At 64.7% G+C, this 26,538-nt stretch carries 22 protein-coding genes; 7 read left to right on the forward strand and 15 right to left on the reverse strand.

The annotated features are described in order from the left end of the window. Nucleotides 1–13: 13 nt before the first annotated feature. Nucleotides 14–964: a hypothetical protein gene (locus tag SO180_RS26170; protein WP_449381714.1), complete on the reverse strand. Its 951-nt coding sequence runs from the start codon at nt 962–964 to the stop codon at nt 14–16. Nucleotides 965–1,692: 728 nt separating this feature from the next. On the opposite strand from SO180_RS26170, the gene SO180_RS26175 reads away from it, so the two are divergent. Beyond that, on the forward strand, nt 1,693–2,889 hold the full coding sequence (locus tag SO180_RS26175) for an acetylornithine transaminase (RefSeq protein WP_449381715.1): 1,197 nt from the start codon (nt 1,693–1,695) through the stop codon (nt 2,887–2,889). 51 nt (nt 2,890–2,940) lie between these two features. Here the strand turns inward: SO180_RS26175 and metG are convergent, their stop codons facing one another. The 4 genes from metG to pcsA form a co-directional block, all read right to left on the reverse strand. After that, complete coding sequence (metG, locus tag SO180_RS26180) at nt 2,941–4,623, reverse strand: methionine--tRNA ligase (RefSeq protein ID WP_449381716.1); 1,683 nt, start codon at nt 4,621–4,623, stop codon at nt 2,941–2,943. A gap of 249 nt (nt 4,624–4,872) precedes the next feature. Next, entirely contained in the window at nt 4,873–5,847 is a 975-nt protein-coding gene (locus SO180_RS26185) for a quinone oxidoreductase family protein (protein ID WP_449381717.1), read from the reverse strand. A gap of 91 nt (nt 5,848–5,938) precedes the next feature. Beyond that, entirely contained in the window at nt 5,939–6,664 is a 726-nt protein-coding gene (locus SO180_RS26190; RefSeq protein WP_449381718.1) for a TerC family protein, read from the reverse strand. Further along, nucleotides 6,661–7,386 carry a phosphatidylcholine synthase gene (gene pcsA, locus SO180_RS26195; RefSeq protein WP_449381719.1) on the reverse strand — a complete coding sequence of 242 codons (726 nt, stop codon included), beginning with the start codon at nt 7,384–7,386 and terminating at the stop codon, nt 6,661–6,663. The genes SO180_RS26190 and pcsA overlap by 4 nt, the downstream gene beginning before the upstream one ends. A gap of 131 nt (nt 7,387–7,517) precedes the next feature. Between pcsA and SO180_RS26200 the strand changes: the two genes are divergently transcribed. Next, nucleotides 7,518–8,702, forward strand: a complete 1,185-nt coding sequence (locus SO180_RS26200; RefSeq protein ID WP_449381720.1) for a UbiH/UbiF family hydroxylase — start codon at nt 7,518–7,520, stop codon at nt 8,700–8,702. Nucleotides 8,703–8,711: 9 nt separating this feature from the next. Here SO180_RS26200 and SO180_RS26205 read toward each other — a convergent pair whose 3' ends face one another. Next, nucleotides 8,712–9,665, reverse strand: a complete 954-nt coding sequence (locus tag SO180_RS26205) for an AEC family transporter (RefSeq protein WP_449381721.1) — start codon at nt 9,663–9,665, stop codon at nt 8,712–8,714. Nucleotides 9,666–9,771: 106 nt separating this feature from the next. Here SO180_RS26205 and hspQ point away from each other — a divergent pair, with 106 nt between their 5' ends. Continuing rightward, nucleotides 9,772–10,104 (forward strand): heat shock protein HspQ, encoded by a 333-nt coding sequence (hspQ, locus tag SO180_RS26210; RefSeq protein ID WP_027523411.1) that lies wholly within the window; start codon nt 9,772–9,774, stop codon nt 10,102–10,104. 80 nt (nt 10,105–10,184) lie between these two features. On the opposite strand, the gene SO180_RS26215 is transcribed toward hspQ, so the two are convergent. Continuing rightward, nucleotides 10,185–11,003, reverse strand: coding sequence for an invasion associated locus B family protein (locus SO180_RS26215; RefSeq protein WP_449381722.1), 819 nt, complete (start codon nt 11,001–11,003; stop codon nt 10,185–10,187). Between the two features lie 266 nt (nt 11,004–11,269). On the opposite strand from SO180_RS26215, the gene SO180_RS26220 reads away from it, so the two are divergent. From SO180_RS26220 to SO180_RS26230, 3 genes are all read left to right on the forward strand, one after another. Further along, a complete protein-coding gene (locus tag SO180_RS26220) occupies nt 11,270–13,087 on the forward strand; it encodes an extracellular solute-binding protein (RefSeq protein WP_449381723.1) in 1,818 nt (605 codons plus the stop codon). 28 nt (nt 13,088–13,115) lie between these two features. Further along, entirely contained in the window at nt 13,116–14,618 is a 1,503-nt protein-coding gene (locus SO180_RS26225; RefSeq protein ID WP_449381724.1) for an AMP-binding protein, read from the forward strand. 85 nt (nt 14,619–14,703) lie between these two features. Next, nucleotides 14,704–15,927, forward strand: coding sequence for a GGDEF domain-containing protein (locus tag SO180_RS26230; protein WP_449381725.1), 1,224 nt, complete (start codon nt 14,704–14,706; stop codon nt 15,925–15,927). A gap of 133 nt (nt 15,928–16,060) precedes the next feature. Here the strand turns inward: SO180_RS26230 and mfd are convergent, their stop codons facing one another. Together mfd and SO180_RS26240 are read right to left on the reverse strand one after the other, a co-directional pair. Beyond that, on the reverse strand, nt 16,061–19,579 hold the full coding sequence (gene mfd / locus SO180_RS26235; RefSeq protein WP_449381726.1) for a transcription-repair coupling factor: 3,519 nt from the start codon (nt 19,577–19,579) through the stop codon (nt 16,061–16,063). Further along, on the reverse strand, nt 19,576–19,866 hold the full coding sequence (locus SO180_RS26240) for an FAD assembly factor SdhE (RefSeq protein WP_449381727.1): 291 nt from the start codon (nt 19,864–19,866) through the stop codon (nt 19,576–19,578). Before SO180_RS26240 ends, mfd begins: the two co-directional genes overlap by 4 nt. A 206-nt stretch (nt 19,867–20,072) precedes the next feature. Here SO180_RS26240 and recG point away from each other — a divergent pair, with 206 nt between their 5' ends. Then, nucleotides 20,073–22,181 carry an ATP-dependent DNA helicase RecG gene (gene recG / locus SO180_RS26245; RefSeq protein ID WP_449381728.1) on the forward strand — a complete coding sequence of 703 codons (2,109 nt, stop codon included), beginning with the start codon at nt 20,073–20,075 and terminating at the stop codon, nt 22,179–22,181. A gap of 25 nt (nt 22,182–22,206) precedes the next feature. Here recG and SO180_RS26250 read toward each other — a convergent pair whose 3' ends face one another. From SO180_RS26250 to glmS, 6 genes are all read right to left on the reverse strand, one after another. Then, nucleotides 22,207–22,770: an MmyB family transcriptional regulator gene (locus SO180_RS26250; protein ID WP_449381729.1), complete on the reverse strand. Its 564-nt coding sequence runs from the start codon at nt 22,768–22,770 to the stop codon at nt 22,207–22,209. 39 nt (nt 22,771–22,809) lie between these two features. Next, nucleotides 22,810–23,046, reverse strand: a complete 237-nt coding sequence (locus SO180_RS26255) for a helix-turn-helix domain-containing protein (RefSeq protein WP_449381730.1) — start codon at nt 23,044–23,046, stop codon at nt 22,810–22,812. Nucleotides 23,047–23,159: 113 nt separating this feature from the next. Then, complete coding sequence (locus SO180_RS26260) at nt 23,160–23,549, reverse strand: nuclear transport factor 2 family protein (protein ID WP_449381731.1); 390 nt, start codon at nt 23,547–23,549, stop codon at nt 23,160–23,162. A gap of 145 nt (nt 23,550–23,694) precedes the next feature. Beyond that, on the reverse strand, nt 23,695–24,552 hold the full coding sequence (locus SO180_RS26265; protein ID WP_449381732.1) for an NAD(P)-dependent oxidoreductase: 858 nt from the start codon (nt 24,550–24,552) through the stop codon (nt 23,695–23,697). 113 nt (nt 24,553–24,665) lie between these two features. Beyond that, complete coding sequence (locus SO180_RS26270) at nt 24,666–25,445, reverse strand: DUF502 domain-containing protein (protein ID WP_449381733.1); 780 nt, start codon at nt 25,443–25,445, stop codon at nt 24,666–24,668. 100 nt (nt 25,446–25,545) lie between these two features. Continuing rightward, nucleotides 25,546–26,538 (reverse strand): glutamine--fructose-6-phosphate transaminase (isomerizing) (gene glmS / locus SO180_RS26275; protein ID WP_449381734.1); only part of this gene is annotated, 993 nt, incomplete at its 5' end.

Consider the following 26,538-nt stretch of genomic DNA (forward strand, 5'->3'; position numbering starts at 1 on the left):
GTTAGGGGCGAGGTCAGCCTGCGGCGAGCCAGGTCGGCACCCAACGCTCAGGCCGCGGTGCGCGGGCGAGGTCAGCCTTCGCCTCTGACAGCTCCGCCGGGACGTCGTCAATCGTCGGACGCTCGTCATAGTCGAAGCGCGGCATGACGCGGCCGTCGGCGTAGAGGCCAAAATCCATCGAATACCAAAGCCCGAGCTCCGGCTGCGCGCGGCGCATGTCGTCGCGCAATTCACGCAGCAACGGCTCGATCGCCTTCTCCTCCTTGAACGACTGCGGACCGGAACGCATGACCCGCGCCTGATATTGCGCGCCGACGATCGCGACCTCGAACCGTGTCTTGTCCCAGGGATTTTTGCCTTTCGGTAGATGCGCAGCGAGACGCCAGCCGAGTTCGGCCATCATCGGATGGTTCGCCCAATAGGTCTCGCGCTCCCTGCTCCATCTGTCGACGAAGCCACGAAAGTCGGGCAGGTCCGATGACGCCTCTTCCAGTGGCGTCACCCCGACATCGGAAAGTCGCCTCGCCAACCACTGCGCTAGCTCCACCGTCTCGCATTCCACCTCGTCGTTCGGCGCCAGATCATGCCACGCACGCTCGAACTCCTGCCTCGCGAGCTTGGCGATCAGCCGTGGCAATGACGGAGCAAGTATGTCGTATTCGCCTTCCGATCCAAGTCCCACGATGGGCGGATCGGCTCTGTCCAGGCCCTCGCCATACCAGGCGCCGACGGCCGAGCCGTCCGGCAGCCGCATGAACAGGGCGAACTTGTCGCGCAAGGGGCTGCTGTCGAAGACCGGAGCGGTATCGGCGAACTGTCCGCGCAGATCGAAGCAGCCGACGCTGCCCCAGGGACGCCCCTTCAGCCAGCCCGCAAAATCGAGCAGCAGGGGCGGCGCTTCGGTGCCGGGCGGAAAGGCTCGGCGGATGCTGTCGACGTCGATGCGATAGGAGGGTTCGGACAAGGGGGCCCGCCTGGCGGAATGGAGATGTCTTCTTGGTCGCGCAGGCCGCCGGCCTGGTTCGAACCAAACGGCGCCTGAGAGGTACAAACACGCGGGCGTGAAAATGGTTCGGCGCGGGCGCGATGGATGAAACCTGAATTTTGGGCTGATCTCAGGGCTTTTGCGGCCGTTCTCGCACTGCTGGTGCCCTCGCTCGCCGCCCCACGTCGAACGAAGGCGCAGACGCCCTCACCGTCCGAGCTGCGCGAACAGTGCTTCGCACGCGACATGATCCGCTTTTCGCGGCAAATCCTATTTGGCCAAGCGAGACTATAGCCACGTGTTCGCGCTGGGGCGTCGAGTAATCCGCAACCGCAGCGCGCGAGCAACATCGCGCCGTGCTTCGAGGTCGATCGCCGGCGCCGATTGGGGCGAAGACGACGGTGAAGAGTCGTCGCGATTCACCTGAAGCCGGCACCGCATCGACCGGCCCCCCTCGCGGAGCAGCTTGACAAACCCTGCCCTTCGGCTGTATGGCCGCGACCCATGACCTCTTCTCGGACCCACCGCCGCGCAGCTTTCCGTCGTCGCACCCGCGACGATGATGGGTTGCGCCATGTCCGACGACGCCGCTGAAGCACTGACATCAGCAGAGTTTTCGAGAAGGCCGCACCCGCAAAGTGCGGCCTTCTTGCTATTTCGCGCGTCTTTTTCCCGAAGATCGTCCCTGCCCCCAAGAGGAGTCTGATATGACCAACGCTACCCATCCGTATGATGCGCTGATGGACATCACCGCACGGCCGAAGGCCGTGTTCGTCCGCGGCGCGGGCTCCTACCTCTGGGACGACGGCCGCAAGCGCTATCTCGATTTCGTGCAGGGATGGGCGGTCAACTGCCTCGGCCATTCACCGCCGGCGGTCGCCGATGCGCTTGCGGCTCAGGCCAAGCGACTGCTGACGCCGAGCCCCGCCTTCTACAACGAGCCGAGCCTCAAGCTCGCGCAGGCGCTGGTCGAGAACAGTTGCTTCGACCGGGTGTTCTTCGCCAATTCCGGCGCGGAGGCCAATGAGGGCGCGATCAAGCTGGCCCGGAAATATGGCAGCCGGCACAAGGGCGGTGCGTTCGAGATCATCACCTTCGCGGGCGGCTTCCACGGCCGCACTCTCGCTACCATGTCGGCGTCGGGCAAGAAGGCATTTGAACCGCTGTTCGAGCCGAAAGTCTCAGGCTTCAAGAAGGCGACGCTGAACGACATCGCCTCCGTCGAAGCGCTCATCACCGCGAACACCGTGGCCGTGATGCTCGAGCCGATTCAGGGCGAAGCTGGCGTGTGGCCGGCGACCGACAAGTTCTTGCAGGAGCTGCGCGCGCTCACCAAGGCGCATGGTCTCCTGCTGATCTTCGACGAGATCCAGACCGGCATGGGCCGGACCGGAAAGCTCTTCCACTACGAGCATGCCGGGATTGCGCCCGACATCATGACGCTGGGCAAGGGCATCGGAGGCGGCGTGCCACTCGCCGCCCTGCTTGCGACCGAACAAGCCTCATGCTTCGAGCATGGCGATCAAGGCGGGACGTTCAACGGCAACCCCGTGATGTGCGCCGCCGGGCTCGCCGTATTCGAAGAGGTCGGCAAGCCGGAATTTTTGAAGGCCGTCGCCGACACGGGTCTGCTGCTCGAAAGCGAGTTGCAGAAGGTCTCGGCGCGGCACGGCCTCGGCGAGGTGCGCGGCCGCGGCCTGCTTCTGGCGCTCGACCTGAAATTGCCGATCGCATCTGCCATCGTCGCACAGGCATTTGAAGAGGGCGTCCTCCTCAACGCGCCGCAAGTCGACACGCTACGCTTCATGCCGGCCCTCAACGTGACGCGCGAGGAGATCGCCGAAATGATCGATTGCCTTGATGCGATTTTGACCAAGGCGGGCGCGGCACGGAGGGTGGCGTAGCGTAGGCATATCCACTCCGTCATGGCCGGGCTTGTCCCGGCCATCCACGCTTCAATCGCCGCCAAAACGCGCGGTCAAATAGCGCGCCTTGTCAGAGGTGATTTTCTCGACGATCGGGCCGAGCTGCGCTACCGCCTCACCGGCGTGGCTGTCGAGCAGCGAGTGGCAGGACTGAGCGGGCCAGCCCGGAACACCTTTGTCAGCGCCGAAGGCGCGCAGGACGGCGTCGGATAAAGTGGGGATGATGCTCCATGCGAGCACCGCCGAGAGCCGCACCAGATTCAGGCCCGTCCGTGTCACAACCGCCGCCCGTGCAGGATCCGACTTGATCGCAGTCCACGGCGCCGCCTGCTGGAGATAGGCGTTGGCCACACTCCAGAACGCCCGCGTCTCCGCGGCAGAGGCGCGGAACTCCAACGCTTCGTGATGCTGCCGCAGCGAAGCGATGCGCCGGTCAAGGTCGGCTGCCAGTGCGAGCTCAAGCCCGGAAGGCTTGCCGCCGTCCGGAATGCGGCCGTCGAAGGCAACATGCGCAAAGCTAATGATCCGATTGGCAAGATTTCCAAAGACGTCTGCGAGGTCTTTGTTCACATCAGTGATGAACCGCCTGACAGTGAAGTCCGTATCCGCGCTTTCCGGTGCGTTGGCGACCAGCCACCAGCGCCAGTAGTCGGCCGGCAGCGCCTCCAGGGCAGCGTCGGTGAAGACACCACGTTGTGCGCTGGTGGAGAACTTACCGCCCTCATGGGTGAGCCAATGAAAGCCCTTGATGACGTCGACCGTCTTCCAGGGTTCGTTCGATCCGATCAGCGTCGCGGGAAAGCTGACGGCGTGAAACGGCACATTGTCCTTGCCGAGAAACTGGATGTACCTGACATCGTCGGCCTGCCACCACCAGCGCTGCCAATCGCGGCATGGGCCGGCAGCGGCCCATTCCTGCGTCGCGGCAATGTAGCCGATCGGCGCGTCGAACCAGACATAAAATACCTTGTTCTCGAAACCGGCACGCGGCACTGGAATTCCCCAGGAGAGATCGCGCGTGATGCAGCGATCCCTCAGCGCCGCGGTCAACCAGCTCCTCGCCGTCGACACCACGAAGGGCGGCCAGCCCGCGCGACTGTCGATCCAGGCGCGCAATTTTCCGACGAGGAGGGACTGGCGCAAAAACAGATGCCCGGTTGCACGGATCTCGAGACCCGAGTCTCCCGAGAGCGCCGAACGCGGCGCGATCAGTTCGTCCGGGTCCAGCAGTGCACCGCAGGCATCGCACTGATCACCCCTCGCCTCACCGTGGCCGCAATGGGGACAGGTGCCGAGCACATAGCGGTCCGGCAGAAAACGCTGGTCGACCGGAGACCAGACCTGCTGTAATTCGCGCTCCTCAATCAATCCTGCCGCGTCGAGCTTGCGATAGAAGTGTTGCGTCAACGCGGCGTTCTGCGGCGATGACGTGCGGCCGAAATGGTCGAAAGAGAGATCGAAGCGGCGATAGATATCGGCCTGTATCGCGTGCTGCCGCGCACAGAAGTCGCCGATCTCCTGTCCCGCTCTGAGCGCGCCAAGTTCGGCCGGCGTGCCGTGCTCGTCCGTGGCGCAGACGAACAGCACATCGTCGCCGATCTGTCGCCTGAAGCGTGCGTGCACATCGGCGGGAAGCAGTGAGCCGACGAGATTTCCGAGATGTTTGACGCCGTTCACATAGGGCAGCGCACTGCTGATGAGAATTTTGGTCATGGGAAGCGCTCTTTTTTGCGTTGGAGTAGCGCTGAATCCGAAAGCAATAAAAAAAGCCCTCCCGCGGGACCGGAAGGGCTTGGATTCAGCTCACGCTCGGCACGCAATATGCGCGCACTATCCCATCCGGCAAACCTCCTCGCGGTCGGGCCGGGGCATTCGATTCAGGAATCGTGCGTTCCCAAAGATCACTGGCAATATCCTCTACCCCGCAAGGTAGCATCGTTTCGTGGACGCAATCAAGCCGGCTTACGGCTTCAATATCGACGCGCCCGTGGTGGCACGGCTTTCGAGATCGATATGCGCCTTCGCCGCGTCCTTCAATGCATAGGCGTGGTTGATCGGGACGTGCAGCTTGCCGCTGATCACGGCGGCGAACAGCGTATCGGCGCCTTCCAGCAATTCCGAGCGCTTGCCGATATAGTCGTTTAGCTTGGGCCGGGTCGCAAACAGCGAGCCGTGAGTGTTGAGCTCGGCGATCGCGAATGGCGGCACGGGTCCGGAGGCATTGCCAAATGAGACGAACATGCCGCGCGGCTTCAGGCAGGACAGCGAGCCGGGGAAAGTCGCCTTGCCGACGCCGTCATAGACGACGTCACAGCCTTCGTTGCGGCTGATTTGTTTGACGCGCGCGACGAAATCCTCCTCGTTGTAGAGGATGACGTGGTCGCAACCGTTGGCCTCTGCAAGCTCCGCCTTCTGGCGCGAGCCGACGGTGCCGATGACATGGGCCCCGAGCGCCCTCGCCCATTGGCAGGCGAGCAGGCCGATGCCGCCGGCGGCGGCATGGATCAGCACGCGATGATGTGGCTCGACCCTGAAGGTCTTGTGCAGGAGATACCAGACGGTGAGCCCCTTCAGCATCAGCACGGCGCCCTGCTCGTAGGTGATGTGGTCGGGCAGCTTGACGAGCCGCTCCCAGGGGATGTTGCGCTCGCCGGTGTAGGCACCGAGATTGTGGTAGTAGGCGACGCGGTCACCGGGGTGGAAATTCGTCACGCCGGGACCGACGGAGACCACCTCGCCCGCCGCCTCGTTGCCGGCGATGAAGGGAAGTCCCGGAGCCTTGTAGAGGCCGGTGCGGAAATAGACGTCGATGAAGTTCAACCCGACCGCGTGCTGGCGAATGCGCACCTCGCCCGGTCCCGGCGCCGGCACCTCGACGCTCTCATAGACCAGGACTTCGGGGCCTCCGACCTGGTGCACGCGGACGGCTTTGGTCATCACCTGACCTCCTCGTTCTTGTTGAGCGCAAGCGAAAGCCATCACGCCTGCGTTGTCAACTCGACGCAAGAAGCGGACCGGACAAACCGGCCTATTTGCCGGCCTTCCTGCGATTGCGCTTGGCCAACACGTTGAAGAATTCGACCGCCGCCGAGAACGCAATTGCGAAGTAGATGTAGCCGCGCGGAATGTGAAACTTGAATCCGTCGGCCACCAGCGCGACGCCGATCAGCACCAGAAATGCCAGCGCCAGCATCTTGGTGGTGGGATGCTCCGCAACAAATCGCGCCACCGGTCCCGAGGAAATGTACATCACGAGGCAGGCGATCACGACAGCCGCGATCATGATCTCCAGATCCTGCGCCATGCCGATTGCGGTGATGATGGAATCCAGCGAGAACACGATGTCGATGACGACGATCTGGGCGATCACCCAGAAGAAGGCCCGGCGGCCGGAATTGTCCTCGCCGTCCTCGTCATCCGCATCGACCTCGGCATGGATCTCGTGGGTCGCTTTCGCGATCAGGAACATGCCGCCGCCGATCAGGATGAGATCGCGCCAGGAGAAATCATACCCCCTGAGCGAGAACACCGGCTGGGTCAGGCCGATCAACCAGACGAGGACGCTGAGCAGGATGATGCGGAACACCAGGGCCAGCGCGAGCCCAATCTGACGGGCGCGATGCGCCTGTTTCTCGGGAATACGCGACACCATCACCGACAGGAAGATGACGTTGTCGATGCCGAGCACGATCTCGAGCGAGGTCAAGGTGAGAAGCGCGGCCCAGGCCTCCGGGCTGGTGATGAGATGCATCATGCGAAGGATCTAGCCATCCTGATCACGGCGTCGCTGCCGACAATCCAGAGCGCGATCGCGCACAGCGCGACCTTCACCGCAGTGGCGACCTGGAAATCCATCTCCAGCGCATAGAGGCCGAGCACGGCCCAGATCACGATCAACGTCATCGTGAGCCAGCGCAGCCGCACCACGCGGACCGGATGCAGCACGTGGAAGGGAACGAAGGTGAGGACGACCAGCGCCGCAACCAGCAGCGTCGACCACAATGGCGGCCAGTGCAACAGGAACAGATAGAACGCCGCAGCGTTCCACAGCGCCGGAAAGCCGCGGAAATGGTTGTCCTCTGCCTTCATGCGCAGGTCGGCGAAATAGAGCGCGCTGGTGACGATGATGGCGACCCCGAGCAGTGGCGCCGCGACGGGCAGGAGCAGGCCGCTCGCCACGATCGCATAGGCCGGCACGAACACATAGGTGACGAAATCGACCACGAGGTCGAGCACATCGCCCGACCAGTTCGGCTGCACGTTCTTGACGTTCAGCCTGCGCGCAATCGGCCCGTCGATCGCGTCGATGATCAGGGCGACGCCGAGCCACTGAAACATCGCCGCCCAATGCTCGCGCACGGCTTCCAGCATCGCCAGCAGCGCGACCGCGCCGCCGAACGCCGTGAAGATATGCACGGAGAAGGCCGCGGCACGGGCGGCCGGCGTGGGGTTGAGAGAATCCTGCGGGGTATCCATGGCTGGCGCAGTGCTATCAGAATGAGAACGATTTGCACATAAGGCGCGGCAATGTCCGGCCGTGCAATTCGCGACAAATTCGCGCGAAACAGCGGCTTGAAATTACCGCCGGGCATGTCAAATGTCCGGTCATGACAGATCTAGCAGCACCTTTTGACGCGGCCGTGATCGGCGGTGGACCGGCGGGCATCGCCGCGGCCATCGCGCTGGCGGAGACCGGCGCACGCACGGCGCTGGTGGCGCGGCGCGCGCCCTATTCCGACAACCGCACCACCGCGCTGCTCGGCGGCTCCGTTGAATTCCTGGACGGGCTCGGGATCTGGTCGCGCTGTAGCGACAAGTCCGCACCGCTCGAGGCGATGCGGCTTGTCGACGACACTGGCCGACTGATCCGCGCGCCCGAGGTGCGGTTCTCCTGCCATGAGATCGGTCTCGACGCGTTCGGCTACAACATCGACAACCGCTCGCTGATGCAGGCGCTGGAGGCGCGCGCCACCGAGCTTGCCAATCTCGTTCGCTTCGATGACGAGGCTGACAGCGTCCTCGCCGAGGCCGAGGCTGTCGCGATCCGCACCGCCGCGGGGCGGTATCTCACGGCGCACCTCGTGGTCGGCGCCGACGGCCGGCATTCACTGTGCCGCGAGGCCGCCGGCATCGACGTCACGCGGCGCGATCTGAAGCAGACGGCGCTGACCTTCAACGTCAGCCATTCCCGGCCGCATCGCAACGTCTCGACCGAGTTCCACACGCCGCATGGACCTTGCGTGTTCGTGCCGCTGCCGGGCGATCGAAGCAGCATCGTCTGGGTGACCTCGCCTGCGGAAGCCGAGCGGCTCAGGGCCCTGAGCGACGAGGAACTCTCGACGGCGATCGAGAAGCAATCGCATTCCATCCTGGGCCGGATGACCGTGGAACCGGGCCGCAACTTGTTTTCGCTAGCGATTGAGCGGCCGAAGGCTTTCGCCCGCGACCGCATCGCGCTCGTCGGCGAAGCGGCCCATGTGGTTCCCCCGATTGGCGCGCAGGGCCTCAATCTCGGCCTGCGGGATGCCGCCGATATGGCGAGGCTCGCCGGAGAGGCGATCGCGGCAGGCTGCGATCCCGGTGCTGACGAGGTGCTCAAGCGCTACGACTGGGCCCGTCGTCCCGACATTCTGAGCCGCACCTTCATGATCGATATGGCGAACCGTTCGCTGCTGAACGATTTCCTGCCGCTGCAGCCGGTCCGCGCCGTCGGCATGCACCTGCTCGGCGCCATCGGCCCGCTGCGGCGTCTCGCGATGCGTGAAGGATTGGCGCCAACGTGGCGACGGTAATTTGGCGGCTCACGGAAAAGCCAGCCGGCCGGTCTGGATGAACCACATCACGCTGGTCAACGTGACCACCGACGCAAACGTCCCGAGCAGCACCGCAACCGAGGCAGGCTCGATCCAGGCGTCATTCTGACGCGCGATGACGAACACGTTCAGCGCCGGCGGCAGCGAGGCCATCAGCACGGCGGTCGCGGCCCAGGGTTGCGCGAACGGCCCGAACGCCAGCATCAGCGCGAACGAAGTGAGCGGATGGATCAGCAACTTGACCGCGATCACACCTGGCACCTCCCATGGGACTCGATCGAAAGGCCGCAGCGCCACGGTGACGCCGAGTACGAACAGTGCCGTAGGAGCTGCGGCATTTTGCAGGAAGGTGATGGTGCGATCGAGCGCGACCGGAAGCTCGATATGGAGCGCCGCAACAGCCGCGCCAAAGCAGGCCGACATAATCAAAGGGTTGAGCAGGATCTGCTTCAGCACGACGCCAAAGGCGTGCAGGATCGAGGGATGATCGCGGTCGGAGAGCTCGATCAGGAGCGGCACGATCGTGAAGAGGAAGATGCTGTCGCAGCAGAAGATCAGCGCGGTCGGCGCCGCAGCCTTCGGTCCGAGCACCGCAAGCGCGAGCCCCGGGCCCATATAGCCGATATTGCCATAGCCGCCGGAGAGCCCCGCAAGCGTTGCCTCGCGCAGCGACAGCCGGCCAAGGACCCTTCCGACAATGAGCGCAATGCTGAACGCCGCAACCGTCGACAGCGTGGTCGCAACGAGGAACGGCGGGTTGTTCAGCTCGGAGAACGGCGTCTTCGACATGATCGCAAAGAGCAGTGCCGGCAACGACACGTAGAGTAGGAAAAAGTTCATCCAGGCGAGGCCTGACTCGGGCAGGGACTTGGCCTTACCGCAGGCGAAACCGACGAAGATCAGGCCGAAATAAGGTAGGGCCAGATTGAGGATATCGACCATTTATGAAGTGATTTCTAAGGTAATCGGGGCTATCCGCCCCGCCTCCGCGGGTTAATTCCAAGCAAGGGCACTAGCATCGGCCACAATCCTGGTCTATCGACGAAGCATGATTAAAGCGCGGACCGCCAAATTCCAGATCGGACAGGTCGTGCGCCACCGGATCTTCTCGTTCCGGGGCGTGATCTTCGACATCGATCCGGAATTCAACAACACCGAGGAATGGTGGCTGTCGATCCCTGAGGAGGTCCGGCCCCACAAGGATCAGCCGTTCTACCACCTGCTGGCGGAAAACGCGGAGTCGGAATACGTCGCCTACGTGTCCGAGCAGAACCTGTTGCCCGATGATTCCGGCGAGCCGATCCGGCATTCGCAGGTCGCCGAGATCTTCGTGAAGGACAAGTCGGGAGGCTATCGCCCGCGCAATCCGTCGCTCAATTGATCCGTTTCGAATTCGGCCAATCAAGCCAATAAAAAAAGGCGCTCAATCGAGCGCCTTTTTCGTGTTCCGCGTTGGCCCGATCACTTCTGGGCCGAAGGTGCGGGCGTCGCCTGACCGCTCTGCTCGAGCTTCTTGCGCTGCTCGTCGGCCTTCTTCTGAAGCTCTTCCTGGAGCTTCTTCTGGTTCTCTTCGAACACCTTCGGATCGGTCGGCGGACCGTCATAGGCCTTGGCGAACTCACCTGCCAGCGGCAGCGGCAGCGTCAGCGGCGCGCCATTGGCGTTGATCGCCTGAACCACCAGGTTCTGGCCCTTCTTCAGGTTGTTGATGAGTTCGGCGGTCGCCTCATAGTCCGACATGCAGCCGTTCGCGAAGCAGATCACATAGGGGCTCTGCAGCGGCGGATTGTTGTCGACGATGATGCGCGTGCCGTGAACGAGCTGCATGCCGAGCGGCAGCGTGACGCGAAGAATCTTCTTCGGCTCGCCTTCCGGCTCGATGATCACGGCGGCGATCACCGGCTGGCCGGACTCGATGCGGCCGTCCTTTCCGGTGAAGCAGACCTGCTTGGCATTGGCGTCCTGGCCCTTCAGGCAGAACTTGGTCCAGGGCGCGTAGATCAGCTGGACCTGCTGCTGTTGCTGATCGGCGGGCGGTGCGCCGGCTGGCGGAGCGCCGGCGGCGGGTGCCTGACCCTGAGCCTGCGGCGCCGGTGCGGCGGGCGCGGGCGCCTTGGGAGCTGCCTTCGGCGCGGCTTTCGGAGCTGCCTTCGGCGCCGCCGGAGCAGGCGTTGCGGTCTGAGCCTGGACGGCGAACGGAACAACCAGTGCCGAGGCCGTCAAAAGGGCGAGAAGGCGCCCGCGCGGCCGGACCGACGCGGCCAAAATACGGAAATTCATTGCGGAAAACCCTTTCTGAACGGGAAGTGCCCGAACCGCTCCTAAGCACCGATACTGAGCCGCCTTGGCGCGGCTGTCTCCCCATCAATAGAGGCGGAAACGTGACAAGTTCGACGCTCCTGCGCGATTGCCCGCCTTCTTAACGTGGCGGACGAAAAGATCAATGCCGACAAGCATGTTTGAAGTGGGCAGAGAGGCTTAAGACGAAGGCATATGCTAGGGTTTGGGCGTGACCGGTCTCCGAATCAATCCGCGCGCCGTTGTTCATGTCTAAGTGCCTGCGCTTAGCCGCCGCGGCCTGCGTAGCGCTTGCTCTCGCGGGCTTGAGGTCCGTCCCGGCCAAAGCGGACGAAAGCTACGCCATTGCTATGCATGGCAAGCCTGCGCTGTCGCCCGATTTCACCCACATGCCCTACGCCAACCCCGATGCGCCCAAGGGCGGCCGGCTGATTTGGTCGGTGCTCGGCACCTTCGACAGCCTCAATCCGTTCATTGTCAGGGGCATCGCGGTCCAGCAAGTCCGCAGCTACGTCATCGAAAGCCTGCTGGCACGCGGCAATGACGAGGCTTTCACGCTGTATGGCCTGCTCGCGAAGACGGTCGAAACCGACAACGACCGGACTTACGTGACATTCCACCTCGATCCGCGCGCGCGGTTCTCCGACGGAACACCGGTCCTCGCCGAGGACGTGCTGTTCTCCTGGCAACTCCTGCGTGACCATGGCCGGCCCAACCACCGGCAATACTACGCCAAGGTCGCCAAGGCGGAGACGCCGGATCCCCTCACCGTTCGCTTCGATCTCACTGGCGCCAACGACAGGGAACTGCCGCTGATCCTCGGTCTGATGCCGATCTTGCCCAGGCACGCGGTGGATGTCGCAACCTTCGAGGAGACGACGATGATCGGCCCGACCGGCTCGGGCCCCTATCGCGTCAGCGCGGTCAAGCCCGGCACCAGCGTGACGCTGACCCGAAATCCCGACTATTGGGGCCGCGACCTGCCGGTCAATCGCGGCCTCTACAATTTCGACGAGATCAGGCTCGATTATTATCGCGAGGCCAACGGCCAGTTCGAAGCCTTCAAGCGCGGCCTCTATGACTTTCGCGTCGAGACCGAGCCGCTGCGCTGGCACGACGCATACGACTTCCCGGCCGTCAAGACCGGCGCAGTGATCCGCGACACCATCAAGCCGGGTTTGCCGCAGCCCTCGGAATTTCTGGTGTTCAACACCCGCCGCCCGATGTTTGCCGACATTCGCGTTCGGCAGGCATTGACGCTGCTGTTCGACTTCGAGCTGGTCAACCGCAGCTACTTCTTCGGGCTCTATTCGCGCGTAGCCGGCTACTTCGCGGGCTCGGACCTCTCCGCCTATGGCCGCCCGGCCGACGCGCGCGAGCAGGAACTTCTGAAGCCGTACGCGGCGCAGATCCGGCCGGACGTCATGGACGGCAGCTACCGCCTGCCCGTGACAGACGGCTCGGGGCGTGACCGCGCCACGCTGCGCGCGGCACTGAAGCTCTTGTCGGAGGCGGGCTACGATCTCGACGGCACGGTGCTGCGCAACCGCGCGACGAAAGCGCCCTTCACCTTCGAGATACTGGTAAGCACGCGCGACCAGGAGCGCATTGCGCTCGCCTTCGCACGTGACCTCAAGCGAGCCGGCATCGAGCCGACCGTGCGCTCGGTCGATCCGGTGCAGTTCGACCAGCGCCGGCTCGGATACGAGTTCGACATGATCCAGAACCGCTGGGACCAATCACTCTCGCCGGGCAACGAGCAATCGTTCTACTGGGGCAGCGCCGCCGCCGACAATCCCGGCACCCGCAACTACATGGGCGCAAAGGACCCGGCTGTCGACGCAATGATCGCAGCCCTGCTGGAGGCCCGTGATCATACGGAATTCGTCTCCGCCGTCCGGGCGCTCGACCGTGCCTTGATCGCCGGCTTCTACACGATCCCCCTGTTTAACGTATCGGAGCAATGGATCGCGCGTTGGAATCGGATAGAACGGCCATCGGCTATCGCGTTATCCGGTTATCTGCCGGAGACCTGGTGGCAGAAGGTGGACGCCCCGAGCAAGTAAAAAGGCAACCAGCAAGCGACGTGATGCCGTGAACCAGCCAGCCGTATCGCCGACGCTCGACACGCTGTTCCAGCGGACGCTGACCCGCCAGCCACATGCGCCTGCGCTGTACGATCCCATCAACAAGATTCGCATCACCGGGCATCTGCCGAGACGCTTGACCTATGCCGAAGCCGATCGGGCGATCGAGGCGCTGTCGGCCCATTTCGTCGAGTCCGGCCTGCCGGCCAACTCCGTCATCGCCGTGCAACTGCCGAGCACCGTCGAGTTCGTGCTCACGGTGCTCGCGGCGCAGCGCGCCGGCCTCGTCGTCGCCGTGCTACCGCTACTCTGGCGGCACGCGGAGCTGACCGCGGCGCTCAACCGCACCGCCGCACGTGCGATCGTCACCATGAGCAAGGTCGACGGTGTCATCTACGCCGATCTCGCGATGCATGCCGCGGCAGAAGCCTTCTCTATCCGTCACGTCTGCGGCTTCGGCACCGATCTGCCCGAAGGCATGGCCTCGCTCGACGACGTTCTTTCGCGCGCGCCCGGCACGACTCGTAGCGTCATCCAGGACGGCCGCAAGGCAGCGATGATTTCCTTCGACGTCACGGCGGAAGGCTTTCGTCCGGTACCGCGGCCGCATTTCAGCATCATCGCGGGCGGGCTCGCGATGTCGCTCGAAGCCGACATTCCGCAGGGTGCGACCATCATGTCGGCGTTCACGCCGATGTCGTTTGCCGGCCTCGCCTCCTCGCTTGCGATCTGGCTCCTGTCTGGCGGAACGCTGGCGCTGCATCATCCCTTCGACAGCGAGGTGCTGGAGCAGCAAGTCAACGAGCAAGGTTGCGATGTGCTGATCGTGCCCGCCCCGCTGGCCTCGCGGCTTGGGGAAGCCGATCTCGCGGCGCGGATGCCGGGCTTGCGAAACGTCATCGGCCTGTGGCGCGCGCCGGAACAGGTCGCGGCGAGCGACGCCTGGATCGCGCCGCATGCGCCACTGACGGACGTCTACTTGTTCGGCGAGGCCGGCCTGTTCGGAGTGCGGCGCGGCGAGGACGGCATGCCCGTGCCGGTGATGCCAGGGCCGCATGGCGCCCCGCGCGAGCAGTCGGGCTCCTCTGTTGCGGGCGAAATCCTGCTGACACCGAAAGGCACGCTCGGCCTGCGTGGGCCGATGGTGCCGATTGCGGCCTACGCCCCGCCGCAACCGCTCGGCGACACCCTGTCGGCGCAGCCGCCGCGCGACTATGTCGACACCGGCTACGCCGCGCGGCTCGATCGCCCAAGCGGTGCGATCTGCATCACGGCGCCCCCCTCCGGCATCATGGCCGTCGGCGGCTATCGCTTTCTGTCCAACGATTTGCAGGAGTGGGCGCGCCGGCTTGGTCAGGGCGCCCTGCTCACGGCGCTGCCAGACCGGCTCTCGGGGCACCGTCTGGCCGGCCGCGCCCAGGACAACGCAAGGGCCCGCGAAGCGCTCGGCGAACTCGGGCTTAACCCCCTGATGGTCGAGGCTTTTCGCGACCGCACCGGGCCCGGTTGAAGCGCTTTTCATCGCTTCCGTTGACCGGGCATTAAGGCGGCCGGACTAGATTGCGCGGCATTCGTGTACGTAATCAGAGCTTGAGATGTCCCAGGCGGGCCCAATCCTCTTTGTGTCCAATGGTCAGCGGCCGGCCTTCATTTCGGCGCTCGATGGGGCCCGGCTTTTCCCCGTCATCGACAGCGATTGGGCGAGCGCGGCACGCGCCGTCGAAGAGGTCCAGCCAGCCGCTGTCGTCGGGGCGCTTGCCGGTGGGCATGAGCCGCATCTTGCCGCGGTCGCAAAAGTGATCGCTCAGCAGACGCTTTACCTGCCGCTGATCATCGTCAATCCCCAGACAGCCCTGCCCCATAACGCGCTGCCGTTCACGCTGAGCGGCAACAATTCCGACCACCTCATCGCGCGGCTGCGCGCCGCCATGCGCGTCCGCACGCTGCACGCGACCGTGCTGCGCCGCCTGCCGGAGGCAAAGGTCTCGCTGCCCGACTCCGACCCCGCGCGCGACGCTACGGTGCTGCTGATCGGCCGCGGCTCCGCCTATCCGGCGCTGTCGGTCGCACTCGGCGAGCGCGTGGGCGTAATCGGGGCTCTCAGCATCGAAGCCGCTGCAAAGCATCTCAACACCCGCGACATCGACGGCGTCGTGCTTGCCGAAGGCTTCACCGCGCGCGTTGCGGACGCCTTCCTCACTGTGCTTGCGGAAGACACCCGCTTTCGCAACATGCCCGTGATCGTCACCGCGCATCAGCTCACCCAGGCTTACGACCTGCCCAACCTCGAGCTCATCTCCGGCGAGCCGGCACAGATCGCCGCCAACGCGCTGCCGCTGATCCGTCAGCACGCGATGGAGGCGCAGTTCAGCCGCACGCTGCGCTCGATCGACGCCGGCGGCTGGCTCGATCCGCGCAGCGGCCTGCTCACGCCGGAAGCCTTTGCCCGCGATTTCTCCAAGGCAGTCGAGCAGACGCTCGCCCGCGGCGGCGGCCTGTCGGTGGCGCGCTTTGCTTTCGATGCCCATAATCCACGCGCGCAGTTAGACGCCGCGCGGATCCTGAGCCGGCTGATGCGGCAGATGGATTTCGGTGCCGCTCAGAAGGACGGCTCCGTCATCGTGGTGTTCGCTGAGACCGACTTCCGGACCGCTCACATGATCGCCCGCCGCCTCTCCGCCGTGATGCGCCACACCTCCAACGGCAAACGCGAGCCGCGCAGCGAGCCCGTCGTCAGCGTGGATTCGCTGGCGCCGTCGGATACGGCAAGATCGCTGCTCGCTCGTCTCTCTGCTGAGGCGCCGCGCGCGGCGTCGTAGCTATTCTCTCGATGCCGTAGGGTGGGCAAAGGCGCATAGCGCCGTGCCCACCATCTCTCCACGAAGGTGACAGAAGAGGTGGGCACGCTTCGCTTTGCCCACCCTACGGCTACAGCACCTCCCTTCGCGTCGCCTACGCCGCCTTCTTGCTCGTGGCGAGCTGCGCGAGCTGGCGCAGGATCTCGGTCGTACCGGCAAGCCGCTCCTCCGGCGTCTCCCAATCCTGGAAGAACACCACCTTCATGTCGGGCCGCACCTTCGCGGCCTCGCCGTGGCTGCGAATGAACGACACCAGCCGGTCCGGATGCGCAAAGGAGTTGTCGCGGAAGACGATGACCGCGCCCTTCGGACCGGCATCGACCTTCTCGACATTCGCGCGCCGGCAATAGGCCTTGATCGCCGCGACCTTGAAGAGATAGCGCACCTCGTCGGGCAAGACGCCAAAACGGTCGCGCATCTCGGCGGCAAAGTTCTCGATCTCCTCCTCGGTGTCGAGATCGGCGAGCCGCCGGTAGAGCGACAGCCGCACCGACAGGTCGCCGACGTAATCTTCGGGAATGAGCACGGGCATGCCGATCGTGATCGACGGCGACCAGCGGTCGGCCGCAGGCTCGGAAACGCCGGCCTTGAGGTTGACGATCGCCTCTTCCAGCATCGATTGGTAGAGCTCGAAACCGACCTCCTTGATATGGCCGGACTGCTCCTCGCCGAGCAGATTACCAGCGCCGCGGATGTCGAGGTCGTGCGAGGCGAGCTGGAAGCCGGCGCCGAGCGTCTCCAGTGATTGCAGCACGGTGAGCCGCCGCTCGGCCTGCGCGGTGATCTTCTGCTGCGCCGGCAGCGTGAACAGCGCATAGGCGCGCAGCTTCGACCGGCCGACGCGGCCGCGGAGCTGGTAGAGCTGGGCAAGGCCGAACATGTCGGCGCGATGCACGATCAGCGTGTTGGCATTGGGGATGTCGAGGCCGGACTCGACGATCGTGGTCGAGAGCAGGATGTCGAACTTGCCGTCGTAGAACGCCGTCATGATGTCCTCGATCACCGCGGGCGGCATCTGCCCGTGCGCGACCGCGACCTTCATCTCCGGCACGTTCTTGTCGAGGAAGTCCTTGACCTCGGCCAAGTCATCGATCCGCGGCACCACGTAGAACGCCTGTCCGCCGCGATAGCGCTCGCGCAGCAGTGCCTCGCGGATCATCAGGGGATCATGCGGGGCGACGAAGGTGCGAACCGCGAGGCGGTCGACCGGCGGCGAGGCGATGATCGAGAGCTCGCGCACGCCGGTCAGCGCGAGTTGGAGCGTGCGCGGGATCGGCGTCGCCGACAGCGTCAGCACGTGCACCTCGGAGCGGAGTGCTTTCAACCGCTCCTTGTGGCTGACGCCAAAGTGCTGCTCCTCGTCGACGATGAGCAGGCCAAGGTCGCGGAACTTGATCGCCTTGCCGAGCAGCGCGTGGGTACCGACAACGATGTCGACCGATCCGTCGGTGATGCCCTTCTTGACCTGGTTGAGCTGCTTGGTCGGGATCAGGCGCGAGGCCTGCGCGACCTGCACCGGGAAGCCGCGGAAACGTTCGGTGAAGGTCTTGTGGTGCTGGCGGGCAAGCAGCGTGGTCGGCACGACAACCGCGACCTGCTTGCCTTCGAGCGCGACCGCAAAGGCCGCGCGCAAGGCGACCTCCGTCTTGCCGAAGCCGACGTCACCGCAGATAAGGCGGTCCATCGGACGGCCCTTTTCGAGGTCCTTCAGGGTGGACTCGATCGCGCCCAACTGGTCCTCGGTCTCATCATAGGGGAAGCGCGCGCAGAACTCGTCATAGAGGCCTGGCTGCACCGGTAGCTTTGGCGCTTCGTGGAGTTGGCGCTCCGCGGCGATCTTGATCAATTCGCCCGCAATCTCGCGGATGCGGTTCTTCAGCTTGGCCTTGCGGGTCTGCCAGCCGCTTCCGCCGAGGCGATCGAGCTCGACCGTCGTCTGGTCGGAGCCGTAGCGCGAGAGCAGCTCGATGTTCTCGACCGGCAGGAACAGTTTTGTCTCGGCGGCATAATGCAGTTCGAGACAGTCATGCGGCGCGCCACCGACCTCCAGCGTCTGCAAGCCGATGAAACGGCCGATGCCGTGATCGACGTGGACGACAATGTCGCCGGCGCTAAGGCTCGTCACCTCAGAGATGAAATTGTCGAGCTTGCGGCTCGCCTTGCGCGGCCGCACCAGGCGGTCGCCCAGGATGTCCTGCTCGCTGATGATGGCGATCTCGTCGGTCTCGAACCCGCTTTCCAGGCCCAGCACGGCGAGCATGGTCTCGTTGCGCGGCGTCGCCTGCACGGTTCGCCAGTTATTGACGCTGGTCGTATGCGTCAGCTTGTGGTCGCGCAGCATCGAGGTCATGCGGTCGCGCGAGCCTTCGGTCCAGAGCGCAACGACGACTTTTTTGCGTTGGGCCTGCATGGCCATCACATGCGCGACCACCGCTTCGAAGAGGTTGACGGTGGAATCGTTGCGCTCCGGCGCAAAGTCGCGGCCCTTGCGCGCGCCGGCATCGATGACGCTGGTGCCGTCCGCGGGCACCGAGAACTGCGTCAGCCGCACCAGCGGGATCGCGCCTTCGCGCTTTCCCCACTCCTCTTCGGTCAGATACAGCCTGTCAGGCGGCAGCGGCTTGTAGACGGCGCCACCGGTCGGATGCTCCAGCGCATCGCGGCGCGCCTCGTAGTAGTCGAGAATCTGCTTGAAGCGTTCGCGGATCGCGTCCTCGGCCTGCGGCTCGATCGCGACGGCAGCGCCTTGCAGATAGTCGAACAGGGTGTCCATCCGCTCCTGGAACAGCGGCAGCCAATGCTCCATGCCGGGATGGCGGCGGCCTTCGCTGACGGCCTCGTAGAGCGCATCGTCACGCTCGGGCGCACCAAACTCGGCGACGTAGCCCATGCGGAAGCGGCGGATGGTTTCGGTGACGAGCTGGAATTCCGAGATCGGCACCAGGTCGAGCGAGCGCATGTCGAGCAGCGTGCGCTGCGTCTCGGCGTCGAAGGAGCGGATCGACTCCAGGCTGTCGCCGAAGAAGTCGAAGCGGACGGGCTGGTCGAGGCCGGCCGGGAACAGGTCGAGGATGCCGCCGCGCACGGCATATTCGCCGGGCTCGCGCACGGTCGAGGAGCGGCTATAGCCGTTGTGCTCCAGCCAGGCGACGATGGTGTCCATCGGCACGACATTGCCAGGCGCAAGCGACAGCGCCTGCGCCGCCACCAGATCGCGTGAGGGCACGCGCTGCACGACGGCGTTGACGGTGGTCAGCACGATCAGCGGCTTGTCGCTGCCGGTGAGCGAGGCGAGCCGCGCGAGCGTCGTCAGGCGCTGGGCCAGGATGCCGCCATGCGGCGAGACGCGGTCATAGGGTTGGCAGTCCCAGGCCGGGAACTGGAGCACCGGCAGGTCGGGCGCGAAGAATTGCAGCGCGCGTTCGAGCTGCTGCATGCGCGGCCCGTCACGGCAGATCACTGCCAGGCTGACCGCTGACTTCTTGGGCCGAGCCGCGATGGCGCGGGCGAGATCGGAGACGACGAGCCCCTCGGCACCCTCGGCGACGTTGGCAAGCGTCAGCACACGGCCGGGCGCGAGCAATTCGGCCGGCGATTTCAACCCCTGTTTCATGAATTGCCATCCGCGACCGGGAACGCCTTGATGCGCGCAAACAGCGCGCCGGTGACATCGGCCGGCAGCACCTTGTCGCCGGTGATGGCAGCATAGAGATCGGGATCGTTGACCTCGAGCAGGCGCTCGAGTTCGGTCAGCTCCCTATCGGAGAGATTGCCGATCTCGGCGTCCGCAAAGCGACCGAGGATGAGGTCCATCTCGCGCGTGCCGCGGTGCCAGCAGCGGAACAGAAGCCGCTTGCGGCGCTCGTCCAGGCCGCCGCTCGATCGTGTCGTTCCCGTCATTTCTAGTGAATCCAGTCAAACGCCAAAAGCCCGGACGTGCCGGGCGGGGGTGATATAGCGGCTGAGGCGACCGCTGTCAGCCCTTTGTTGCAGCGGCTCACGGTACTCAAATCATCATGGCCCGGGCCGCTCGCCCGATGAAAAAAGCCGTGGATGCCCGGCATAAAGCCGGGCATGACGGGCAGGAACGATCCTAGATTCATCTCATGCGCCCCAGCCTGCTCAATCCGCTGTTTGCTCTCGTGACCAGCCTGCCCGGCGTCGGACCGAAGCAGGACAAGCTGTTGCGCTATCTGCTTGGCCGCGATGAGACGCCGCGGCTGGTCGATCTCCTGCTGCACCTGCCGAGCAAGGTCATCGACCGCCGGGCGCGGCCAAAGATTCGCGACGCCGTCCAGGGAACCATGGTGACGCTGGAGGTGACTATCGATCGTCATCGCCCACCGCCGCCGCGCAATGCGCGTGCGCCCTACCTGGTCTACGCCAGCGACGATACCGGCGACGTCGTGCTGACCTTCTTCCGCGCCAAGCCCGGCTATGTTGAAAAGCTGCTGCCGGTCGGCGAGAAGCGCTACGTCTCCGGCACGCTTCAGATGTATGACGGCATCCCACAGATCGTGCATCCCGACCGCGTGCTGGACGAGGCGTCCATCGCAAAGCTCTCCGGCATCGATCCCGTCTATCCCCTGACAGAGGGCCTGGCGCTCGGCTCGCTGCGCCGCGCGATCGCCCAGGCGCTGCAAAAGCTGCCGTCCCTGCCGGAATGGATCAGCCCCGAGGTGATGCGCCGCTGCCGCTTCCCGCCCATCACGGAAGCGCTCACCCGTGTGCACCAGCCGGTCGAGCTCACGGACGTGCTGCCGGACCAGCCGTTCTGGTCGCGCCTTGCCTTCGACGAGCTGCTCGCCGGCCAGCTCGCGCTGGCGCTGATCCGCGCGCAATTGCGCAGGCCCGCCGGCGTGCGCAATGCCGGCGATGGCCATTTGCGCAACACGATCATCGACGCCCTGCCCTATGCGCTGACGCCGTCGCAGCGTAACGCCGCGGCCGCGATCGCCGACGATTTGAAGCAACCCGTGCGCATGCTGCGGCTGCTTCAGGGTGACGTCGGCTCCGGCAAGACCGTGGTGGCACTGCTGGCTGCCGCCGCCGTCGCCGAAGTCGGCAAGCAGGCCGCGTTGATGGCGCCGACCGAAATCCTGGCACGCCAGCACATCAAGACCATCGCCCCACTCGCCGAGCGCGCGGGCTTGCGAGTTGCGATCCTCACCGGCCGCGAGAAAGGCAAGGAACGGCGCGACATCCTCGCGCAACTGGCCGAAGGCGAGATCGATCTTCTGGTCGGAACTCACGCACTGATCCAGGACGACGTGATCTTCAGGGCGCTCGCGCTTGCGGTCGTGGACGAGCAGCATCGCTTCGGCGTGCGCGAGCGACTGGCCTTGACGTCGAAGGGCGAAGCGGTCGACGTGCTGGTGCTGAGCGCCACTCCCATCCCGCGCACGCTGGTCTTGACCTATTTCGGCGACATGGACGTCAGCGAGCTGCGGGAGAAGCCGGCGGGCCGGCAGCCGATCGACACCCGCGCGGTGCCGATGAGCCGGCTCTCGGAGGTCATGGACGGCGTCGCCCGCGCGCTGCAATCCGGCAAGCTGGTCTACTGGATCTGCCCTTTGGTTGAGGAATCCGAGGCGGAGGGCACCGAGCATCTGACCAATGCGACGAAACGCTTCGAGAGCCTGCAAGAGCGTTTTGGCGATCGGGTCGGCCTGGTCCACGGCCAGATGAAAGGCACGGAGAAGGACCGCGTGATGGCGCAGTTCGCCGCCCACGAGATCGGACTTCTGGTCGCCACCACCGTCGTCGAGGTCGGAGTCGACGTGCCGGCTGCAACGATCATGGTGATCGAGAACGCCGAGCGCTTTGGTCTTGCGCAACTACACCAGTTGCGTGGCCGTATCGGACGCGGCTCGGAAGCCTCTACCTGCCTCCTGCTCTACTCGGAGCCTCTCGGCGAGATGTCGAAAGCGCGGCTGAGGGTGATCCGCGAGACCACGGACGGTTTTCGGATTGCCGAGGAGGATCTGAAACTGCGCGGCGAAGGCGACGTGCTCGGCGTGCGCCAGAGCGGCCTGCCCGGCTACCGCATCGCGCGCTCGGAGTTCCACAGCCAGCTTATCACGCAGGCCCGCGACGAGGCGCTACGGATCATGAAGGACAATCCGAAGCTGAGCGACGAGCGCGGCGAAGCGCTGCGCTGCCTGCTGTATCTCTACGAGCGGGACGAGGCGATCCCGCTGATCGGGGCGGGTTGATGCTCGTCGGCCTACCTTGTCCCCGTCAGTGGCGGGCCGACCAAAGGTTGGAATGGGCCCGTATGAACCTGCAATGCTCGGCTTCGGTCGAATCATTGGCCGGAAACATGCACTCGAGCCGCAGCTCCTCTGCAGTGACCGTCTGCGGCGTTCCGACCGTTGTGAGCATGGAGAAATAATCCAGCGTCACGCTGTCCTTGACGAAGGTGAGCGGAATCATCGGCATGGCGTCACCCGGCGATGGCGCGCGCCATTCCGGCTTCACGCCCGGATATCGCGACAATTCCGCCAGAAGGGCCTTCATCCTGTCGTTGATGACGCGTCCGACCGCCTCGCGATACACGCGCGCGAGCAATCCCCGGGCCGTCTCCGGCCAATTCGCCACGAAGGGACGCATGCCTTCCGGATCGAACATGAGGTGCAGCAAGTTCCGCGGGGTCGGTCGTGCGGACATGTCGATGAAGCAGTTGAACAGCTGCGGTGCGGCCTCATTGGTCATCAACACGTTCCAATGCCGGTCCATGACGATGGCTGGAAAGGGCTCGTGCTGACGCAGCATGCGTTGCAAGGCACGGTTGATGCTCGTCATGGCGGGCGCATCGAGGGCGGGATCGGAATAAGACGGCGCCTAGCCGGCGGCGAGCAGCAGCTCGTTTCTTTCGCGGAGCGGCACATCGAGGGCCTGGGCAAGATCGAGCAACATTTGGCGGCTCGGGATGCTGCGGCCACTCTCCACAAAGCTGATGTGCTTCTGCGAGACACCGGCATCGAACGACAGATCGAGCTGCGTCATGCCGCGAATATCCCGCCATTGGCGCAGGAGAGCGCCCGCCGAAGTGGCGCCTGTCTTGATGTCGCTGGCCATCGCTTTCATTTCGCGCAGTCCTTCTTGTCGATTTGCAGCTTCGTCAATGCGCGTCAGCAGTGGAGGTGCCCCGGCTGCCCCGGGGCACCCTCGCGCCCCCGATCTGAGCTGGATCAACCAAAGGCAACCGGGCCTACTGCACCGACCCAGCGACGCACCTTGGTGTCGTCCTTCTCGTCCATGTAGAAGAAATGGGTCATCGTGGGATGCACCGTAGCCGCCGACCGGTCATCGGGAGTCATGTCCACGACACCGCAAAACACCTTCAGTGAACCGGCATCCCAATATTCGGTGACATGATGCAGCGCAGTGAACCCGGTGTCGATGAAGGCCTTCAGATTGGTGCGGATTGCCTCGCGTCCCTTCCAATCAGCCACACCGAGGTTGCAGACGGCATCCTCGGTGAAGCAGTCAAAGCCCTTTCCGAAGGTTTTGTCGTCGATCTCCTTCCACATGTCGAGGAGCCATTGCGGCGGCTCCTTTCTCGTGAACATGACTTGCATGTCTCTCTCCTGATACAGTGACACAAGCTCGCCAGAAAGCTTCGTTGGATGCTCCGTGGCTGGCGAAGGATCAGGAGAGTAGTCGGACAGAGAATTGGCTCAATTACATGCCAGGTAATAAAGCGAACACCAAACCGCCGGCAACCTAGCCCTTCTTTTCCGTGCTCTTTTCAGCGAACGCCTTCAGCAGCTTTGCATCTGCCGCCTCGCCTTTCGCGTCCTCGGCGAGATGGTCAAACCAGCGCGCAAAACCCTCATAGATTTGACTTGCCGGATGGTCCGGTCCGAGGAAACCGGAAATCTCCCGCATCTCCGCGACCCAGCGATAGCTCTTCGGGATCATGTCCGGCAGCGCGGTGGATAGCCGCGCCAAAATCGCAGGCTGGCTGAGCGCGAGCTCGTCGCGCAGCGCATCGGCAGCGCCGGCCTTGGTGGCCGCGAGCACCATGGCCGAGCCGATTCCGGCGAGACCCTTGACGATACCTGCGTAGGACATTTTCAGCGCGGAGGCCGCGCCGACAGGGCCTTGGACGATCCGCAGGTCGAGACCGAGCTCTTTCAGCACGGCCAGATCCTTTGCGTGCTCGCCGGACGCATAGAACGCCGGCCCCTTGCTGCCCGGCTGCGGCGGGAAGCCGATGATGCCGGCATCGACGAACGGCGCCTGCGCCGAGCCGATGATCTCCTCAATCCCCAGCACAGTATCGACGTTGACCGCGTTGCAGTCGACGACCAGCGGCTTCTTCTCCCGCCTCACGATCACCGCGGCCAACCGCTCGGCGAGCGCCACGGCCTCGCCCGGAGGCACGATCGACAGTATGATATCGCAGCCCGCGATATCGGCATCCTCGGCGGCGATCATGCCCGCCTCCGCGGCGCGCTTTGCGGTTTGCTCGCTGCGCCCCTTCAGCGAGGTCAGTACGCGCGCGCCGTTTTCACTCAGGCGGCGGGCGACCGCGCTGCCCATGGCGCCGGGTGCGAGGATCGCGATGGTTGGGGACATGGCTCACTCCAGTTGGAATGCGAAAGCGATCTGCGTTTCGTCATCTGGAATGATAGCAGAGTGAGGGAACCGCAAAACGAATGCCGGCCATCCCGCGGCGGAATGACTGACGCTCATTCCACCTTGACGGGCTCGGGGCGCACGGCGGCGGCATTGGCGATGCGGGCGGCGTTCGCCACACCCGCGAGGGCTGCGATCTTCTTCGGATCGGGACTCGATCCCGGCTGCACCACGCCCGCCGACATGATCAGCGTCGCAGCATCTTCCGCGCTCAACTCGACCTCGATGATCTTGCTCTTGGGCACGTAGAAGAAGAAGCCCGTGGTCGGGTTGGGCGAGCAAGGCAGGAACACCGAGACGTGCTCCTCCTGTCCCGGCAGGCTGCGGGAGATGTCCTCGCTCGGCGATTGCGAGATCAGCACGATCGACCACATGCCCGGCGAGGGAAACTCGACCAGGCCGACTTTCCGGAAGCTCGAGCCCTTACCCGAGAACAGCGTCTCGAACACCTGCTTCAGGCCGCGGTAGATGGCGCGCACGGCCGGGATTCGGCCGAGGAAGGTCTCGCCGACATCGACCAGCGTCCGGCCGATCAGATTGGCAGCGAGGAAGCCGACCAGCGTCAGCGTGAAGAATGCGACAATCAGTCCCCAGCCGGGAACACCGTACGGCAGATAGGTTTCCGGCCGATAGGCCAGCGGCACGAACGGCCGCACCACCCCGTCGACCCAGGTGACGAACCACCAGACCAGGTAGAGGGTGATCGCGATCGGACCCGTAACGACGAGCCCGGTGAGGAAATAGTTGCGGAAACGGCCCATTAGGCCGGTATGCGGCTCCGGGGGCAGGTCTTCGGCAGGCGCAGGCGGGGACGCGTCGTCACGGGCGGTCATTCGGGTTCCAGGTCGGTCGCAGCACTCTAGCTAGGGTCTTCTAGCAGATTTTTGAAGGTGCAAGGCGACCGCGCCTGCTCTCCTTCTGTGCCCGGCCCGCCTATTCGACGGTCACCGATTTGGCGAGATTGCGCGGCTGGTCGACATCGGTGCCCATCACCACTGCCGTATGGTAGGCCAAAAGTTGCACGGGAACGGCATACACCATCGGCGTGAAGGCTGCCGCCATGTCGGGCATGACGATGGTGACGAGCGAATCGACCGTCGCCTCCGCCGCGCCCTTGGCGTCCGTCATCAGGATGATGTTGCCGCCGCGGGCGGCGACTTCCTGCATGTTGGAGACGGTCTTCTCAAACACGCGATCGTGAGGCGCAATCACCACGACCGGCACGGTCTCGTCGATCAGCGCGATCGGCCCGTGCTTAAGCTCGCCGGCCGCGTAGCCCTCGGCGTGGATGTAGGAGATCTCCTTCAACTTCAGGGCGCCTTCGAGCGCGAGCGGGAAGCTGGTGCCGCGGCCGAGATAGAGCACGTCGCGTGACTTGGCGATCCTGTGCGCAAGCTTCTCGATCTGCAATTCGGTGGTGAGCGCGTCCGCCATCAGGCGCGGGACCTCGACCAGGCCGTGCACGAGCCTGGTCTCGTCGTCCTCGGACAATTCGCCGCGCGCCTTGCCGGCCGCGACCGCGAGCGAGGCGAGCACCATGAGCTGGCAGGTGAAGGCCTTTGTGGACGCGACGCCGATCTCGGGACCGGCGAGCGTCTGGAGCACCGTCTCGCTCTCGCGCGCAATCGTCGAGGTCGGCACGTTGACGACGGCGAGCGTGTGTACGCCTTCGGCCTTGGCATAGCGGAGCGCGGCGAGCGTATCGGCGGTCTCGCCCGATTGCGAAATGAAGATCGCCAGATCGCCCTTGCGCAAGGGAGACTCGCGATAGCGGAACTCGGAGGCGACGTCGACCTCGACCGGCAGGCGCGCCATGCGCTCGAACCAGTATTTTGCGACGTAGCCGGCGTAGCTCGCCGTGCCGCAGGCCGTGATCGTGACGCGCTGGATATCGCGAAAGTCGAACGGCAGCTTCACCGGCAGCGA

This window comes from Bradyrhizobium sp. UFLA05-112, assembly GCF_053572325.1.